This is a genomic window from Paucibacter sp. PLA-PC-4, from assembly GCF_026241155.1.
In the GTDB taxonomy this organism is placed as follows: Bacteria; Pseudomonadota; Gammaproteobacteria; order Burkholderiales; family Burkholderiaceae_C; genus Roseateles_E.
On sequence record NZ_JAPFGP010000011.1, the window covers coordinates 158841 to 175808 of the forward strand.

The window sequence follows — 16968 nt, forward strand, 5'->3', positions numbered from 1 at the left end:
CCGGATTCCGGTTCAGCCCTCCTACATTTTCAAGGGCATTTTGATGAGCGCTACCACTTCCCTTCTGATGGATCCGGTGCACCAAGGGCCCGCCGACGTCACTCCGCCAGACGCACCAGGCGACCACGCCGCGCTGGACTCTTCGAGACGTCCCCCGCTGGTCGGCTTCGTTCTGCAGTACTGGAAATCCGAAGACAAATGGAAGGCGTTGGCGCTACTGGCCATCACCATTGGCATCACGTTCCTTGTGACCTACTTGATGGTTTGGGCAAACAAGTTGGTCGGAGAGGTGACGGACGCCATCGTGAACAAGAGGTGGGACATCCTGCTGCCCACGTTTGCGACGGGCATCGGCGTGGGTGTGCTGTCAGGTCTGGTGGTCATCACCAATGTCGCCATCGGGCAAATACTGGATCTGCGCTGGCGTGCATGGCTGACCGAGCGATTCCTGGCGCGCTGGACCAGTTCCAGCAAGTTCTACGACATCGAGCGCGACGGGCTGCTCTTGAACGCGGATCAGCGCATCGCCGAAGACGTGCGCATCTTCACCGACACGTCTCTCAATCTCTTCGGCAACCTGGTCAGCACGGTTACGCACATCATCACCTTCGTCATCCTGCTTTGGGGCCTTTCGCAGACCATCGAGATCGAGCTGTTCGGCAGCACCTGGGTGGTGTACGGATACATGGTCTACATCGCCTTCGCATGGGCCATCGGTGGACTCGCCGTGACGCACTACTTCGGCAAGAAGCTCATCGCTCTGAACATGCAGAAACAAGGGGTAGAGGCCGACTACCGCTACCTGGCAATGCAGTTACGCGAGAACGCGGAGCAGATCGCGCTCTACAAGGGTGGCGAGCGGGAGCACCGCCGGCTGACCGAGCGCTTTGCCTATGTGAAGCGAAACTTCCTGCAGATCGTTGCCCGCACCTGGAAGGTGGACACCGCTCGCAATACCTACGGCCTGTTCTTCGACCCTCTGAGTACGGTGGCAGCGCTGCCACTGTACTTCGCTGGAAAGGTCACGTACGGTGGAATGATGCGTGCCGCAGGCGCCTTTGGGGCTTTGAAGCAAGCCCTCAGCTTCTTCTCCCAGGCCTATGTAGGCTTCACGAATTGGTTGGCCGTCACGAACCGGCTGCGCGATTTGCATGCGGCGCTTGACGAAGTCGAAGCGCGGGGAATGGGTGGGTTCGAGCTGACGCAGGCCGAGCAAAACGCGATCACCACCACCGAAATCTGCTTGCTCGCCCCCACGGGCGAGCTTCTGACGCGCGTCGAGCCCGTGGCCTTCGGGAGCGGTGAGCGCTGGCTGGTACGCGGCGCCTCAGGAGCGGGCAAGAGCACTCTGCTGCGTGCCATCGCGGGCATCTGGCCGCATGGCTCCGGCAAGATCTGCACGCCACGCGATGCTTCCATCATGTTCCTGCCTCAGCGCAGCTATATCCCCAGCGGCAGCTTGGCGGCAGCATTGAGCTATCCCGGGGAACCCACGCAGTTCTCTGAGGGCAGGTTGACGGAGGTTCTCCACACGTGTGGCCTGGGCCGCCTTCAAGGATCACTCAGCCGGGCGGACCACTGGCAGCAAAAGCTCTCAGGCGGAGAGCAACAGCGATTGGCGTTCGCGCGGGTCTTGTTGCATCGGCCGGCATTCGTCTTCCTCGACGAAGCTACGAGCGCGCTTGACCCCGAGACGGAGCGGCTGCTCTACGACGCCATCTTGACCCATCTGCCCGAGGCCGGTGTCATCAGCATCGCGCACCGGGAGTCGCTGGCGGCCTATCACGATCGCGTCCTGTACGTCAGACCGAATGCAGGGCGCAGCAGCGGCGACCTTGCGCAACTGTCATGAAACTGGACTCAGTACGGATCTGGCTGCTAGCGGCCAGACCGTACTGAGATTCGTCCCGTCGCGCCCGTACGCTTTAGCTATTGTTCACTAAAGGTTCACATGTCCACCAATTTTGTTGTCACCACCGATCAAGCGTTTGCCGCGGACGTCGATCAACGCAAGGGCGTCGTGCTCGTTGACTTCTGGGCCGAATGGTGCGCTCCATGCAAATCTCTGCTGCCTGTGCTCGGCGAGATCGCCGATGTCTACGAAGGCGAAGCCGCGGTAGTGAAAGTCAACGCCGATGAGAACAAGGCCATCACCACTCGCTTCGATGTGAGAGGCCTGCCAACTTTGATTCTGTTCAAGGACGGCGTGGAGCAGGAGCGTGTGCTGGGCATGACGTCCAAGACGCGAATCGCAGCACTGCTTGACAAGTACCTGGAGGCCTGAGATGTTGGCCGCATTCAACAGCAAGCCCGAAGTCCGAACTGCTGCGCTCGCGCGGCTCAACGAGCGCTTCAAGGCCGGGACGTTGACGCCCGGGGCAATGTTCTTCAACGGAAAGCTTGCGACACCCGCCGCCGCACTCATCGACAGCAGTGATGGCCAGGTATGGGAGGCTCAGCTAGGCCTGGCTCAGTGGATGGCATTCGCCATCGACTACGCCACGGCACGCTTCTCCGGCGAGAGGACCATCGCACTCGTTGGCGAGTTGCTGGGATCCGTCCCGCTCGGCAGCGATACCGGCCGCCTCGGCTGCCGCGTCGTGAACGAGGTGCTCGCGTCAGTCGCGCAACAACTTGCGGAGTGCGGCGAGCAGACCCGACCACTGATCGCTGCTTGCGAGGATATCCAGAAGCTGCACGGCGAGATACTTGCCGGCGGCGCGCCCTCACCGGCAGCCTGGCGGTTGGTGAGAAAGAAAGCTGTCCAGGCCACGGACGACCTTTCGGATCCTCTTGAAAAGTCGCTCGGCGCTTGTGTTGAAGGCGCGGCTTGGAATCCTATCCAGTCGCCGACCAGCGTGGGCGATGTGCTTCGTCTGCGCGGTCAGGTGCCCGTCGAGCATGTGAACAAGCTGTTCGGTTGGACGGACGAGGATGACAAGCGCATCCGAAGACTGCTCGGTGAGATGCACGAGAAGTACCTCAAGGACAAGCCGTTCGCAGGCAAGGACGTTTTCATGCACCTGCGCGAGGACCACCCCGAGGCCGAGGCGCGACTGCTGGCGTACACCAAATTCCAGAAGGGCGAGAACGCCCGCGCTGCAGAGCAGGCTGCTCAGCAGCTCTTGCACGTTGCCCAGGGGGTGCAGTGATCCCCCGTGCGTTACTGTTCGGCAACGCATCGATTGCCAACCCCAGCATCAGCCCCGATGGGAACTGGCTGGCCTGGGCGGCCAGCGCGGACCAGATCATGAACCTCTGGGTAGCGCCGCGCGTCGACATGGGCGCCGCACGCCAAGTCACCTTCGACACAGGCCGCGGCGTGACTGGCCATTTCTGGTCCAAGGATTCCGCCTACCTGCTATTCAGCCAGGACACCGACGGCGACGAGAATTTCAAGCTCCACGCCGTCGAACTGGCCACGGGTGAGCAGCGGTGCTTGACGCCCTTTGATGGCACGCGGGCCTCCATTGCATACATCAGCCGCAAGACGCCCGGCAAGATCCTCGTCAACCTGAACCGCCGCGACAAGCGCTTTGCCGATCTGTTCACACTGGAACTGGCTAGCGGCGAGATGGCGCTGGTCGCCGAGAATCCGGGCGTCGCGAGCTTCATCGTGGACGACAGCTACAACGTGCGCTTCGCCGTGGGCCCCACGGCAGACGGTGGGCGCCAGTTGCTGGAGCCTAGTGACACAGGTGATTGGAGAACCTGCAGTGTTGCAGGCCCCGAAGATGCCCGTAACACCGGTTGGGCGCACGTCGACTCCGCCGGCACCACGCTGTACGCCTTCGACAGCCGCGACCGTGACACGTCGGCCTTGGTTGCCATCGACTTGGCCACACGCGAAACCACTGTGCTTGGTGCGAGCCCCTTGGCCGACGTGAACAGCATGATCACGGACATGAAAACGTACCGTCCGGTTGCCTTTTGGACCCATCACGAGCGCCCGACCATCCATGTGCTGGACGAATCGGTCCGTGCCGACGTGGACTTCTTGAATGCACAAGACATTGGTCAGTGGGGGATTTCGAGCCGCACGCTGGATGACAGGATCTGGCTCGTTGGAAGCTCTTCAGACACGCAGACAGGCGTGACCTGGTTGTACGAGCGTTCGGCTAAGACGCTAGAGCAGCTTTTCGTGCATCGGCCAGAGCTGCAAGACCTGCCGATGGCGCGCATGCAGTCCACCATCGTGCACGCTCGTGACGGACTGAAGCTTGTCTGCTATCTCACGCTCCCACGGGATGCGGACACGGGCGAGCCGCTCAAGGCCAAGTCGCCACTACCCATGGCCCTGCTAGTCCATGGAGGCCCGTGGGACCGGGATCGGTTCGGCTTCAACAGCATGCACCAGTTGCTTGCAGACCGGGGTTATGCCGTCTTGAATGTGAACTTCCGGTCTTCGACTGGCTTTGGCAAGCGCTTTATCAACGCGGGCGACGGCCAGTGGGGCCGCAAGATGGACGACGATCTGGACGATGCCGTCGACTGGGCCATTGCCGCCGGCATCGCCGACCCCAAGCGCATTGCCATCGTCGGCGGCAGCTACGGCGGCTTCGCGGTGCTGTCCGCGTTGACGAAACAACCCGGCCGCTATGCCTGCGGCGTCGACATCGTCGGCCCTAGCAACCTCCAGTCTCTCCTGGCTGCTATTCCGCCGCACTGGGAACACGAGCGCCAGATGCTGTATCGCGCCGTTGGCAACCCAACTACGCCGCAAGGCATCGCCGAGCTGAAGGCGCGCTCGCCGCTGCACGCTGCCGGCAACATCACCGACCCGTTGATGATCGCCCAGGGCGCCAATGATCCCCGTGTGCCCCAGACCGAATCGGACCAGATGGTTGACAAGCTTGTGTCACGCGGAATTCCGGTCACCTATGTACTGTTTCCTGACGAAGGTCACGGCTTCTCCCGCGAGCCGAACCGGCTGGTCTTCAACGCCATGATGGAAGCTTTTCTCGCGCGCCACCTGGGTGGTGAGATGGAGCCTTTCGAGGTCGAAGACTTTGTGGGCACCACCATGCAGGTCCGCCAAGGTGACCTGCCCTACGGACGGAGTTGAGCGCCAGACGGGACAAGCTCGATCGAATCATGGCCAAGGCAAAGATCGACTCGATCGACTGCAAGATCCTGGAGCAGCTGCAGCGCAACGCTGACTTGCAGATATCCGATCTTGCAGAAGCGGTCGGGCTGTCTCAGACGCGTTGTTGGCGGTGGGTGCAGCGCCTGAAGGAAGCCAGCGTCATCAAGGGCAACGTGACGCTGCTGGACCTACATCAGCTCAACGTCGGAGTCACGGTGTTCGTTACGGTGCGTGCGAGCACACACACCCAGGCGTGGTTCGACCGTTTCGCAGGGACCGTCGAGGCCATTCCTGAGGTGGTCGAGTACTACCGGATGAGCGCAGACCTTGACTACTTGCTTTGCGTCGTCGTGCCTGACATCGCCGCCTATGGTCTGAGCCCTCTGCCCTCATCATGCCAGCTTGTCGGAGGCCGTTACAGAATGACATTCGGATCAGCTTGTCTCGTGGCGCTACCACTGGCGCCGCGCTTGGCCTCACTGGCGAGGACGGAGGCAACTTGGCCACGCCGATGCTGATGATCGGGGCGGGATTGAGCCACACGCAGACAGCGCCCGTCGCCTTTGTGGCCACGGCGTGCGGGGCAGCTCTGGGCACAGCGTCAACCTGCGCGAAGGGCCGGTGCGCTTTCATTCACAACACCAGCGATGGACGCCCTGCGGACGACTCCATACGCAGTTCGCCGCCAGCCCCTAGGCGCGTGCAGCGTGGCTTCGCTGCGCTGAGTGGCTTCATCGCTGCCGCTCTCTTCTGCCAGGCCGCGCACTCGGCCTGATCTTCATTCGATCGACGGAGCTGCAATGAACCAATACCATCAACTCATCATCCTGGGCTCCGGCCCGGCCGGATACACCGCAGCGATCTATGCAGCCCGAGCAAATCTCAAGCCCGTCCTGATCACGGGGATGGCGCAAGGCGGGCAGCTGATGACCACCACCGAAGTCGACAACTGGCCGGCCGATGTGCACGGCGTCAACGGACCCGAACTGATGACGCGGTTTCAGCAGCATGCCGAGCGTTTCGACGCCAAGCTGGTCTTCGACCATATCGATCAGGTCGATTTCAGCTCGCGTCCCTTCAGGCTCAAGGGCCAGGGCACGACGTACACCTGCGAAGCACTGATCGTCGCTACGGGTGCCTCGGCCCAGTATCTGGGTCTGCCATCGGAGACCCAGTTCATGGGCCGAGGTGTCAGCGCATGTGCGACCTGCGATGGCTTCTTCTATCGCGACCAGACCGTCTGCGTCGTCGGTGGCGGCAACACAGCGGTCGAAGAAGCGCTGTACCTCAGCAACATCGCCCAGAAGGTGCACCTGATCCATCGCCGCGACAGGTTCCGCGCCGAGCCCATCCTTGTGGACAAACTCATGGAGAAGGTGGTGGCCGGCAAGATCGAGTTGCACCTGTTTGCGACGCTCGACGAAGTGCTCGGTGACACGAATGGCGTCCGCGCCGTCCGCATCCGGAGCGTGCTTGAAGCGGTCCAGATCACCGAAATTGCCCTGAGCGGCTGCTTCATCGCCATTGGCCATCGGCCCAATACAGAGATCTTCCGCGGCCAGCTTGAACTGAAGGACGGCTACATCCTGACCCGTTCGGGCAACGAAGGTCTTGCCACCATGACCACCGTCCCCGGCGTCTTTGCTGCGGGTGATGTGCAGGATCACGTCTACCGTCAGGCCATCACGAGCGCGGCAACCGGATGCATGGCCGCGCTGGATGCGCAACGCTTTTTGGAGCAGAACCCGTGACCCACGCCATCGACAGTTCGCTGCTGGTGACCGACAGTCTTCCTCGGTTCACAGCCTTCCGGCCCAACGAGGTAGTGCAAGCAATCACCGAGTTGCTGACGCGCTGCGAAGCCGCGCTTGCCGAAGTGACCAAGGCAAGCATGCCAGCGGATTTCCAGCTGATCTCCCAGCATTTGGATGTGCCAACGCAAGCGCTCGGTAGAGGGTGGGGCACCGTGATGCATCTGCACGCCGTGCTCGACTCGCCAGAGTTGCGCGCGGCGGTCGAAGCCACGCAGCCGGCCGTCAGTGAGTTCTTTTCGAAGCGGGGTTCCAACCAGCAGCTCTACGAACTCTATAAGCGGGTGGCGGGTGAGGGCGGCGCCAGCTTGTCCGCTGCACAACGCAAGTCCGTGGAAGATAACTTGCGCGACTGTCGGCTTTCCGGCTCAGAACTCAATCCTGCGCAGAGGGCTCGCTTCATCGAGATTCAGCAACGTCTGGCCATTCTGAGCCGCGAGTTCTCCAACCACGTGCTTGACGCCACGGACACGTATGCCTACTGGGCGACCGCCGAGGAACTTGATGGGGTTCCTCAGGATCTTCTGCAGCGGCTGGCGCAGGCTGCAGAAGCCGAGGGACGTGAGGGTTTCTACAAGGTCACGCTTCATCAGCCGGTCTTCGGTCCGGTGATGCAGCACGCACGGCGGCGCGACCTGCGGGAGACTCTGTACCGTGCGGGTTCCACTCGAGCTTCCGAATTTGGAGCTGTCGAGCTGGACAATGGCCCCGTTTTGAACGAGATACTCGACTTGCGTCAGGAGCGCGCAGCGTTGCTGGGCTTCGTCAGCCATGCTGAGGTCTCGCTCGTTTCGAAGATGGCGACGTCGCCGGATGAGGTCATCGCCTTCCTTCGCGACCTCGGCCGCAGCGCGCGTGAGCAGGGTGAAAAGGACTTGGCGGAGTTGGCAGCGTTCGCGGCGAAGAGGCTCGGGCTTGTGCAGTTGCAGGCCTGGGACATCGCCTTCGTGTCAGAGAGGCTGCGCGAAGACCGCTATGCGTTCAGCGAAGAAGAGGTGAAGCGGCATTTCAGGCTGGATAACGTCCTAGACGGGCTGTTCGACATTGCGCAGCAGCTGTTCGCTGTCAGCATCACTGCCACGGATGTTGACACCTGGCACTCGACCGTTCGTGCCTTCCGCGTTCAGCGCGGCGACCGTCTGTTGGGACACTTCTTCCTGGATCCTTTCGCACGACCGGGCAAGCGTGGCGGGGCCTGGATGAACGGTGCTGAGCCGCGCTGGCGTCGCCCCGACGGCAGTCTGCGCTCTGCAACCGCGCATCTCGTCACAAATTTCGCCGAGCCGGGCGAAGGACAGGCGCCGCTGCTCAGGCATGGCGAAGTCGTGACCCTGTTCCATGAATTCGGCCATGGCCTGCACTTCCTGTTGTCAGAAGAAGAGGTTCTTGGCGTGTCGGGCATCTCCGGTGTGGAGTGGGATGCCATCGAACTGCCTAGCCAGTTGATGGAGAACTTCGCCTGGCAATGGCCCATCCTGGAGCGCATCACCAAGAGCCCAGTGACGGGCCAAGGACTTCCGCGCGATCTTTTCGACAAGATGGTCGCCGCGCGCAACTTCCAAAACGGGATCTCGCTTCTGCGCCAGATCGAACTCGCGATGTTCGACATGCGGCTACACGCGGAACCGCTGCGCGCAGGCAATGTTCAGACGTTGATGGACGACGTGCGCGCCGAAGTCTCCGTCGTAAACACGCCCACTTTCAACCGCTTTCAGAACAGCTTCTCCCATATCTTTGCGGGCGGCTACTCGGCGGGTTATTACAGCTATCTGTGGGCGGAAGTGCTGGCCAGCGACGCCTGGGAGGCATTCGAAGAGTCAGGCGTGGTCAATCCGTCGACCGGCCAGCACTATCTGGACTGCATCCTTGCGCGCGGAGGTAGCCGCCCCATGGCGGAGAGCTTTGAGGCGTTCCGGGGCCGGCAGCCAACCATCGACGCGCTGCTGCGGCAGCGGGGATTGGCTGCATCCACACGACCTGCTGCAGAACGACCGATTCAGGATCAACGCCGGTAACTCGTCTCTCGCAGGCCCCACTGACCGCTTGATGGATGCGCCGACATTCGTCGTTCACCAGCGAGTGACTCTTGCCAGCCTCAAGCCTGTGCAGCCGCTGCCGTCCATCGCGGCACCTAGCTGACTACCGAGTCGCTGCGACAGAGCCGCCATTCGCCTACCATCGCAGGACAAGCAGCAATGACCGCCGCAGAGGGGAAGCAGGCGTTCAAGCCATCTCGACGCTGGTAGCTGCGTCAAGCGGTTGAGAATATTCGCCGAACAGGTGCTCTCGACCCTGAAGAAAATAGCAAGAGGGATGCAAGGAGGCTTCATGCGGAATTCAGCGCGATTCAGCGCGACGTTCTTGGTTACGGTGGCCGCGCTGTTCGGTGGGCGCGCGTTCGCGGCCAGTGCAGGGCATGCGCCCTGGCCGACCCATGGGTGGCTCCACTCGTCTGCGGAAGCTCAAGGGCTCGATTCCGATTCACTTGCAGATGCATTCGACTATGTTCGCGACCACGACACGCGAATCCACAGCCTCACCATTGTCCGCAACGGCCATATCGTCCTCGATGCCTATTTCTGGCCATTTCATAATGGGCAGTTGCACGACGTGGCCTCAGTGACGAAGAGCGTGACCACGACGCTTGCCGGGATCGCGGCCGGTCAAGGGGCCTTCGCCGGACTCTCGCAGCCACTGACCTCGATATTCAGCGGCCGCGCAATTGCCAAACTGGACGACCGCAAGAAGCGGTTGAGCCTGATACACCTCATGTCGATGAGCTCGGGACTGGATTGTCAGGCCGCACACGGAGAGATCACGCTCGGGCAGATGAGGCAAAGCAAGGACTGGACGCAGTTCATGCTGGATCGCTCGATGATTGATGAACCCGGCAGCCGCTTCGAGTACTGTTCGGGTGGCATGCATCTGCTGTCTGCGGCGATCACGAAGGCGACTGGCTTCAGTGCCTTGGATTTTGCGCGGCGAGAGCTGTTCTCCCCACTCGGCATCAGCAACGTGACTTGGCCGGCCGATAGCCAGGGCGTCTCCTATGGATGGGGCGACCTACGCCTTGAGCCCCGCGACATGGCCAAGTTGGGTTACCTATGGCTGAACAATGGCCGCTGGGAAGACCGACAGATCATTCCGAAAGGCTGGATGCAGGCGGCCATCCAAGCTCAGGCCCGCCCGCCGTACATGGATCAGAAGTATGGATACGGCTTCTGGCTACATACGAGCCGGCGCCCCTCGGAGTTCGAGGCGGTGGGTCGTGGCGGCCAGCGGATCACCGTTGTTCCGGAGAAGAATATCGTCGTCGTGTTCACGGGCGGCCAGTTCGAGCCTGGCGAGATCGGCGCATTCATCGGCCGCGCCCTCAAGGCGGACCAGCCCTTGCCAGAGAACCCATCGGGGACGGCTCGTCTAGCCGCAGCAGTCAGGGAGGCCGCAATGCCTCGGCTTGCGGCGTCGTATGTGCCGCCGCTTGCAAAGAGCGTTTCGGGCAGGCGATATATCCTCGCCGCAAATCCGCTGAATCTGAAATCCTTCGTACTCACCTTGTCGGACGCACCAGGCCCGCAGCTTGAGCTCGAGGTCGGAGATCTGCGTGACGGGCCACGGCCCATTGGGCTGAATGGAGTTCCACGTTTGTCTTCCGGCGGCCCTTCGGGTCTACCTGTTGCTGTGATGGGGACCTGGGAACGCGAGAACATCTTCTTCATCGAGTACAACGAAGTCGGAGGCATCAATACCTATCGGCTCAGGCTGAGGTTCACGGGTGATGACGTCGACGTGACCTTATCCGAACGATCGCAGGTGATCCCGAGCGCCAGATTTCGCGGCACGTCCGCGCGCTGAAGGCCGGGCGCCTGCAGTCTTGGGGCGCGAACACCCGCTTTTGGTCCGGTACAGCTGGCCCGATTCAGCGCAACGAGTCGTTCGACACCCGGCGTCCGTTAGCTAAGTTCGGGTGACCGCTGTCTGCCGTGATGGGGCGGTCGACTACGACGCGCGCCAGCGAGCGGTCTGTGCAGCAGCGGTCATTGAGCCTGCCGGTCGGGAATCTCTCAGATCAGCATGATGCTGAAGTCCGCCGGGGTTCGACCGCTCATACCTTGGCGAGGAAGGCCGCAGCATCACCAGCTTCACACTTCCAGTCTGCGAAGACCCCGACCAGATTGCATTCCACGCAGTGGCAAGCAATGTAGTACCAGCGCACGTCATGTGTGCCTTCGTGCACGGAGACGCCGGACATCAGCTCGAACACTTCGTTCTCGCACACGCACTCGTGCGCCTCGGGCGCGGCTTCTTCAACGTAGTCCGCGCTGTCGCCCATCAGGTGTTCCTGCCCGCAGTCGGTGCAGGTGCGGATTGCCACGCCGGCTTCTTCATCGGTCTGCAACGCGAAGGTTCGGCACCCGCAATTGCATTTGGACGAGGCAAACCGGACGGCCTCATGGCGATTCGCAATGCTGTAGCTGCGCAGCTCGGCTTGGGTGTCGCCGGATGTCGTCCCGTACCAGAACTCGCCCTTCTTCGTCAGTGCCATTGATGCTGCTCCATTCTTCAAAGTGGACTTCCCGGCAGGCCCGACGCCAAGCTCGCCCCGATCGTCTGGATTTTGCCTGGAGGCAGGGCGCATCGTCGTCAAGGGCCCGGGTCGGGGTGGTCGCCGACTAGGGTTGGGTACAACCCTGAATGCCGAGTCTTAGAGATTGCAACCATCCGGCGGTCTCCGATTCGAACGTCGCACATAAGCCTTGAGGCGAGACGCATTGGAGACCGACCGGTGTGTAGCGTGGCCGGTCGTTGATCCACGACGAACGCTAGCCGCCGCCGGCCAGAAGCAGTCATCCGGAACGACCGGGTCAAGTCATCACGGCTCATTGATAGGTTCAGGCCGGAGCTGGCGCTGTGGAGCAATGGTGTGCTTATGACACCCGTGGCTGGACGGTTACGGCCATGCTTCAGTGAGCCGGCACCGAGGCATGCCTCTGACGAAGATTGTGAAGCTTTTGGGAGGTCAGGAGCTACCCGCTTGGAAAAACCAGCTGGTACGCCGGGGTCAAGTCGGGCGCATTTCCGCGCCCTGTGAAGCTGCATGGAAGTCGCGCGGTCGCTTGGTACGAGCACCAGGTCATCGCATTGGCCCAGTCGCTGCGAAGTGGCGCCCAGGGCATGGGGGTTGCGCATACCCACGCCGCCAGGGCTTGGCCTGCAAGGAATGTTTGTCCAGAAAAATTATCAAAGACCGGTGTTTTGTCTAAAATGATGGACAAATGAACGATCTGACTAGCACCGCCGTTCTGGAGCGCCAGCTGCTGCTGCAGCTTGGTGACAGGCTCAAGCGCCTGCGCAAGGCGCAGGCGCTGGGCACGGTTGAGATGGCCAAGCGGGTGGGGATCTCGCGCACGACGCTGAGCGCCATTGAGGCTGGTGATCCAGGCCCTTCCATGGGCACGTACCTGCGCGTCATGTCGGTGCTGGGGGTCAGCGGCGAACTGGCCTTGCTGGCTGGCGATGTCATGCAACCGGCGCCTCCGGGCTCGGCTGCCGCCCGGTCCCGCCGGTCGCGCCCTGCCGTGCAGGTGCGAGTTTCGGTCGACGACGCCCGCCATCAGGTGCAGGATTTGCAGAGCTTGGCTTTGCATGAGGAGGCCGTTCGGCTCGTCCGCGCCGATCCGGCCCTGCTGCACCGGGCCGAAGAAACTCTGCAACGCTGGCTGCAATCCGGCAACTCGCGATCCAGCAGTCTGTGGCTGGAATGGCAGGACATTCTGAAACGCGAGCAATGGCGCAAGGTGCTGGGCCGAACCCGGCGGGCACAGGAGTTGCGCCAAGCCTCGCCCTTGATCACCGTGATTCCCGAGGATGTGCGCCAGGGCATCTTGGCGCAGGTGAGCGAACTGAAGAAGGGCGTGGTGCTGGGCGATGCCGAGAGCGGGATGAGCCCATGACGCGCGAAGAACTCGAGCACATCATCCGCGCCAGCGGCGACGTGACGGACCAGTACGAATTCATGATCGTCGGCAGCCAGTCGATCCTGGGGCCGGTGCCGAATCCGGAGGCCATCTTCACGATGTCGGCCGAGGCCGATATCTATCCGCTGAATGCCCCCGAACTGGCTGACAAGATCGAAGGAGCCTTGGGCGAAGGCTCTCAGTTCCACGAGACCTTTGGCTACTACGCGCAAGGCGTCGGACCCGAGACGGCCGTGCTGCCCGACGGCTGGCTGAACCGCGTGCACCGGGTCCAGAATTCGGCGACCAATGATCGCGTCGGCTATTGCCTGGACGTCATCGACCTCTTCATGTCCAAGGCGGCAGCGGCCCGGGACAAGGACCGCGACTTCTGCATGGCATTGCTCCAGCATGGCTATGTGAAGCCAGCCCAGGCTCTGGAGCTAGTGGCCACCATGCCGTTGGACGATCCTGAGCGGCGCAGGCTGCGCGCGACCATCCGTCGGTGGGTGAAGGCTCTGCTCAACGCGGGGCAAGAAATCCCAGATGCTTGAGAAGGCGGAATTGATCTGAAGGGCGCCGTGAATCAAGAGTGGGCTGGAGTTGGCATCGCCCCCATGCAGATAGCGGTCACGTTGACCACCGGCTTCGGTCCGAACTGACCTAGTCATCGTTGCCTGCTGGGGGGCGATGACCGGGCGTAGATGTCTGCTCAGGCTGCCAGCGGAAGTTCTCCAGCGACTGCTTTGCGGCAATTCTGTGTCGGGCAGTCAACCAGCTCGCGGCGCGCAAGCGCCCGGCCACAGCCCAGCACCAGCTCGCGCCACGGCGTGTTGATGCCCAGGCCTGCATCCTTCGAGGAGGGGGGCAGTCCTTGAAGACGTCGGCAACGCCGGACCGGATGGCGGCGACAACGAACTTGGCCGACAGCAGGCAGGCGATGCGATGGAATGAATCGCCCTTGTTTTTGCCACCGTCGTCGACCACCGCCTTCACCGCGAAGAAGGCGGTGCGTGTGGTGGCGTGCCGCAACGCTCGCGCAGGAGTGGCTCGCGCACCATCTGGGTGGCGCCGCGAGCTTCCACCCGGCGCAGGGTGTTCAACAGGATGGGTGCGTTGATGTCGCGCAAGGGCAGGGCGCCGATCCACGGGAACAGGTCTTTCTCGCAGCAGCGCAGGAACTGCGCAGCGTGGACCTTGCTCCAGTCGCCGGCTTTCTTCTCGTGATATTCCTCTGTCACGGCCTTAAAGGTGGTGGCCGATGACACGCGATTGACGATGACTTCGGCCTTGCGGGCCTGGACAGGATCGGCGCCCGTTTCGCGGGTCTTGCGTGCGGTGTCCCAGCCGTCGCGGGCGGCCTTCAGCGACACCTTGGGATAGCTGCCCAGCGCTCTTCCTTCTCGCCGAAGCGGTACTTGGCAAACCAGCGCTTGGAGCCGCTCGGAGCGACCTCCAGGTACAGGCCACCTGAATCGGTCAGCCGGAGCCGGGTTTTGCCAGTCGGACAAGTGGCGTCTTTGCAGGCTTTATCGGTGAGCAGGGGGGCACAAAGTCCTCGGAGGGCGGGGCAACAGTGCTTTGTTCTCCCAAGTGTTCCCCCATCTGAACTGAGCTGTAAAGCAACCCCTCGGGCCTGAATGGCATGAAAAAAGCCTCTAAGTGATTGATTCACATAGAGGCTTGATCGCTTGCGGGATGCTCTGAAACGCCCTCTTGGTCCGGCGGGAACCGCAAGTGGCCCGCCAAGCCTCATGAATACTGAGGCTTCTCACGAGATATCAGAATTTACCCCCACTTTTACCCCCACAAACGCTGGCGATACCCAGGCACGTGCACTTGCATACCGCCCGGCCGTCACGGATTTGAGCGCGGGCGGCTCTTGGTCGGTAACCCGGTCACGTGCGATCTACAAAACACAGGTCGTCGACGAAAGTAGGCCCCGGCCACAAATTACCAAAACTTCTAGCTGGCCACGTCAGGCACATGCGAAGCGACGTCCGGGTAGTCTCGGCGGAATCGTGGTCCAACTCGACAAACTGCGTGGGAACTACCCGCGCGCCATCAACTAGCACAAGCGTCAGTCGGCCGTCTTTGTATGTCCGCGCGAACTCGACGGGGAGCGACGGCCCTGCTGGCAGCCAAGGGCCGACACCGCGAAGTGCACGCGCGTCCCAAACCAGCGAGCTCCGCCCGATACAGTCTGTTCTCATGCGCGCAGCTTGGCGTCTGGGCTGCGGCTCAAATCTCCACATAGAACTTCGGCCCCGCCGCAAGTACGGCCCGCGCAACGGTTATTGAGTAGGCCGATTCCTAATGGCATCAAGATGGTGTCCGCGACAAACTAGCATGGTAGCCAATGCCTAAAGAGGAGGGACGATGTCGGGGGAGAGTCAGAAAAAGGTCGAGAAAGAAGATGACCCAGTCGAGCAGATGTCCGCAGGCTCGCTGCCGGAAGAGAGCAAGAAGCCGCGTCCTGGCCTCCTTCGAACGTGGCGTGATCGCTTGGTCTTCAGGCTTCACTTTCGCTACCCGAATATCCCCTGGTTTCAAGAGCCCGAGTTAAGGGCTTGGGTCGAGAAGGACGACGCCGAACAGAACGAGCAGTTGCGCGTGCCAGCGGATGACCGCGTTGAGGTGCTGTGCTTCTGGGTGGTAGAGGTATACGGGCCTGGTGAGGTCGATGCGCTGTATGCCGGCATCCGGCAGCTAGGTTGGGAGACGGGGCATAACGGAACTCAGAGTCTGTCTCAATGGGTAGCAGACCAGCGGAAGTACGGCTTCGGAGGTGATTACAGCCTTGGAATCATCCGAAATCCCGGTCCTGCAAAGTTCCTTGCGGAGCGAGTGGCGCGGCTGCCATTGGGTGTGAGTTATGCCTACGGACGCGTCCGGCAGATATCGCCATCCTTAACCGCACTAATGCTTAGGTTCTCGCTTGATGAGCACGAGTCGCAAAGCTACTTCGAAGAGCTCAAACCCGACCGAGCATCAGTCAATGAGAAGTTGCTAGGCGACAAGAGATACCGGTGCCTGGATGTGAGTGCGGTGAAGACGAGGGCCGTCCGATGGCGTCGCGAGGAGTTCCGCGCAAGGACCATCCAATGGGTTCAAGAACATCTCCCCGGCTTCTTCTGCGGGCGTAACGATCCAGCGCGCTTTCCTACGGGTGAGTTGATGACAACCGAGCGTTCGCCGGTTCTTTGGGCTCCGGCGTCAGACCGTCCCCGACGAGTGTGGACGGACGCGCTCGCGCCATATTTCTCAGACCTCTGGACTTCGGTCAATCAGCCGGGAATCAGGCTAGCGTGGGACCAAGAGGGGCATGAGCAAACCTCTCATGCCTTGGTCCACTTCGAGCGGCAGCGTTGGGACGTAGAGCACCACTACGGAGGGGCCACCGCAGGCAACATCTCAGCAGAGGTCGAGAACCACGTGGATGGCGTCCTGACTCTGTCGGCAGTTAATGCCTATTTACGTGAGCTGCTGAAAGACGTGAGAGCTGCGCGGGACGGTTTCCCGATAGGAGCCCGTGGAACGAAGGCCGTCCTTCGAGCGCTAGACAGTGTCCAGGACTTCTTCCGCCGTTCTCTTGGTACACCCGCAACGGCCACGGAGATGGCTGAGGTTGGCGAGAACATCTTCTGGTTCAAGATGCATTGCTCGCCATACCAGCTCAGCGTTTGGAGTGACAAGCAAGACCCTTGCACGATGGCAGAGTACCTGCAGCGACAGACGAAATACCTCGCGAAGCAGCTGTTGGCTCAGGACAAGGACACCCGTGACCACTTGGAGCAGCTGTCAACCATCCTGAATACTCAAGAGAGTGTTCGTGTTCAAAGGAAGATGGAGTGGCTAACGTTGGCTGCGACAATGGTCGCCCTTTTTTCCTTGTTCGTCGCAGTGCTTACGCTTGAACCTGCTCGCGTAGATGGATGGCGCGGGTCAATTGGAGGGTACTGCTCCCAACTGTGGTCCGAGCGTCCGCTGTGGCTATTCAGGTAGGGCCTGCCGCTCAAATTCAACAGACCGTCTAGCTTTGGAACAAGCGCCGCATGCCGCCTCTGCGCTGGAACACAACCGCCGACCCGCTGCCGTGCCTATTGAGCTGCTG

14 protein-coding genes and 2 pseudogenes are annotated in these 16968 nt (G+C 61.6%); 12 read left to right on the plus strand and 4 right to left on the minus strand.

Features of this window, described 5'->3' with window-relative positions:
- Positions 1-43 precede the first annotated feature (43 nt).
- The 8 genes from OOZ63_RS17945 (at position 44) to OOZ63_RS17980 (ending at position 10752) form a co-directional block, all read left to right on the plus strand.
- Positions 44-1852: an ABC transporter ATP-binding protein/permease gene (locus OOZ63_RS17945; RefSeq protein ID WP_266006960.1), complete on the plus strand. Its 1809-nt coding sequence runs from the start codon at positions 44-46 to the stop codon at positions 1850-1852.
- 99 nt (positions 1853-1951) lie between these two features.
- Positions 1952-2284, plus strand: a complete 333-nt coding sequence (gene trxA / locus OOZ63_RS17950) for a thioredoxin (protein WP_266006961.1) — start codon at positions 1952-1954, stop codon at positions 2282-2284.
- A gap of 1 nt (position 2285) precedes the next feature.
- A complete protein-coding gene (locus tag OOZ63_RS17955) occupies positions 2286-3152 on the plus strand; it encodes a hypothetical protein (protein WP_266006962.1) in 867 nt (288 codons plus the stop codon).
- On the plus strand, positions 3149-5065 hold the full coding sequence (locus OOZ63_RS17960; RefSeq protein ID WP_266006963.1) for a S9 family peptidase: 1917 nt from the start codon (positions 3149-3151) through the stop codon (positions 5063-5065). The genes OOZ63_RS17955 and OOZ63_RS17960 overlap by 4 nt, the downstream gene beginning before the upstream one ends.
- A gap of 29 nt (positions 5066-5094) precedes the next feature.
- Positions 5095-5604, plus strand: a complete 510-nt coding sequence (locus tag OOZ63_RS17965; protein ID WP_266006964.1) for an Lrp/AsnC family transcriptional regulator — start codon at positions 5095-5097, stop codon at positions 5602-5604.
- Positions 5605-5886: 282 nt separating this feature from the next.
- Positions 5887-6837 (plus strand): thioredoxin-disulfide reductase, encoded by a 951-nt coding sequence (trxB, locus tag OOZ63_RS17970; protein WP_266006965.1) that lies wholly within the window; start codon positions 5887-5889, stop codon positions 6835-6837.
- Positions 6834-8912: a M3 family metallopeptidase gene (locus OOZ63_RS17975; protein WP_266006967.1), complete on the plus strand. Its 2079-nt coding sequence runs from the start codon at positions 6834-6836 to the stop codon at positions 8910-8912. The genes trxB and OOZ63_RS17975 overlap by 4 nt, the downstream gene beginning before the upstream one ends.
- A 313-nt stretch (positions 8913-9225) precedes the next feature.
- Entirely contained in the window at positions 9226-10752 is a 1527-nt protein-coding gene (locus OOZ63_RS17980; protein ID WP_266006969.1) for a serine hydrolase domain-containing protein, read from the plus strand.
- A gap of 250 nt (positions 10753-11002) precedes the next feature.
- On the opposite strand, the gene OOZ63_RS17985 is transcribed toward OOZ63_RS17980, so the two are convergent.
- Positions 11003-11443, minus strand: a complete 441-nt coding sequence (locus tag OOZ63_RS17985) for a hypothetical protein (RefSeq protein WP_266006970.1) — start codon at positions 11441-11443, stop codon at positions 11003-11005.
- Positions 11444-11946: 503 nt separating this feature from the next.
- Here OOZ63_RS17985 and OOZ63_RS29250 point away from each other — a divergent pair.
- From OOZ63_RS29250 to OOZ63_RS17995, 3 genes and pseudogenes are all read left to right on the plus strand, one after another.
- Positions 11947-12177, plus strand: a pseudogene (locus tag OOZ63_RS29250) (helix-turn-helix transcriptional regulator); the annotation flags it as partial.
- Positions 12174-12851, plus strand: a complete 678-nt coding sequence (locus OOZ63_RS17990; protein ID WP_266006971.1) for a helix-turn-helix transcriptional regulator — start codon at positions 12174-12176, stop codon at positions 12849-12851. The pseudogene OOZ63_RS29250 and the gene OOZ63_RS17990, both read left to right, overlap by 4 nt.
- Positions 12848-13408, plus strand: a complete 561-nt coding sequence (locus tag OOZ63_RS17995; RefSeq protein WP_266006972.1) for a DUF6036 family nucleotidyltransferase — start codon at positions 12848-12850, stop codon at positions 13406-13408. The genes OOZ63_RS17990 and OOZ63_RS17995 overlap by 4 nt, the downstream gene beginning before the upstream one ends.
- 109 nt (positions 13409-13517) lie before the next feature.
- Here OOZ63_RS17995 and OOZ63_RS18000 read toward each other — a convergent pair whose 3' ends face one another.
- From OOZ63_RS18000 to OOZ63_RS29260, 3 genes and pseudogenes are all read right to left on the minus strand, one after another.
- Entirely contained in the window at positions 13518-13886 is a 369-nt protein-coding gene (locus OOZ63_RS18000) for a hypothetical protein (protein ID WP_266006999.1), read from the minus strand.
- A complete protein-coding gene (locus OOZ63_RS29255; RefSeq protein WP_416234751.1) occupies positions 13847-14122 on the minus strand; it encodes a phage integrase central domain-containing protein in 276 nt (91 codons plus the stop codon). The genes OOZ63_RS18000 and OOZ63_RS29255 overlap by 40 nt, the downstream gene beginning before the upstream one ends.
- Before the next feature lie 75 nt (positions 14123-14197).
- Positions 14198-14610, minus strand: a pseudogene (locus tag OOZ63_RS29260) (Arm DNA-binding domain-containing protein); the annotation flags it as partial.
- A gap of 623 nt (positions 14611-15233) precedes the next feature.
- Between OOZ63_RS29260 and OOZ63_RS18010 the strand changes: the two are divergent.
- Positions 15234-16859: a hypothetical protein gene (locus OOZ63_RS18010; protein WP_266006974.1), complete on the plus strand. Its 1626-nt coding sequence runs from the start codon at positions 15234-15236 to the stop codon at positions 16857-16859.
- The last annotated feature ends 109 nt before the right edge of the window (positions 16860-16968 follow it).

Bases quoted from the DNA above. Each gene is read 5' to 3' on its own strand.
- OOZ63_RS17955 (WP_266006962.1), top strand. From the start codon at position 2,286: ATGTTGGCCGCATTCAACAGCAAGCCCGAAGTCCGAACTGCTGCGCTC.
- trxB (WP_266006965.1), top strand. From the start codon at position 5,887: ATGAACCAATACCATCAACTCATCATCCTGGGCTCCGGCCCGGCCGGA.
- OOZ63_RS17985 (WP_266006970.1), bottom strand. From the start codon at position 11,443: ATGGCACTGACGAAGAAGGGCGAGTTCTGGTACGGGACGACATCCGGC.
- trxA (WP_266006961.1), top strand. From the start codon at position 1,952: ATGTCCACCAATTTTGTTGTCACCACCGATCAAGCGTTTGCCGCGGAC.
- OOZ63_RS17945 (WP_266006960.1), top strand. From the start codon at position 44: ATGAGCGCTACCACTTCCCTTCTGATGGATCCGGTGCACCAAGGGCCC.
- OOZ63_RS17995 (WP_266006972.1), top strand. From the start codon at position 12,848: ATGACGCGCGAAGAACTCGAGCACATCATCCGCGCCAGCGGCGACGTG.
- OOZ63_RS17990 (WP_266006971.1), top strand. From the start codon at position 12,174: ATGAACGATCTGACTAGCACCGCCGTTCTGGAGCGCCAGCTGCTGCTG.
- OOZ63_RS18010 (WP_266006974.1), top strand. From the start codon at position 15,234: ATGTCGGGGGAGAGTCAGAAAAAGGTCGAGAAAGAAGATGACCCAGTC.
- OOZ63_RS17980 (WP_266006969.1), top strand. From the start codon at position 9,226: ATGCGGAATTCAGCGCGATTCAGCGCGACGTTCTTGGTTACGGTGGCC.
- OOZ63_RS17965 (WP_266006964.1), top strand. From the start codon at position 5,095: ATGGCCAAGGCAAAGATCGACTCGATCGACTGCAAGATCCTGGAGCAG.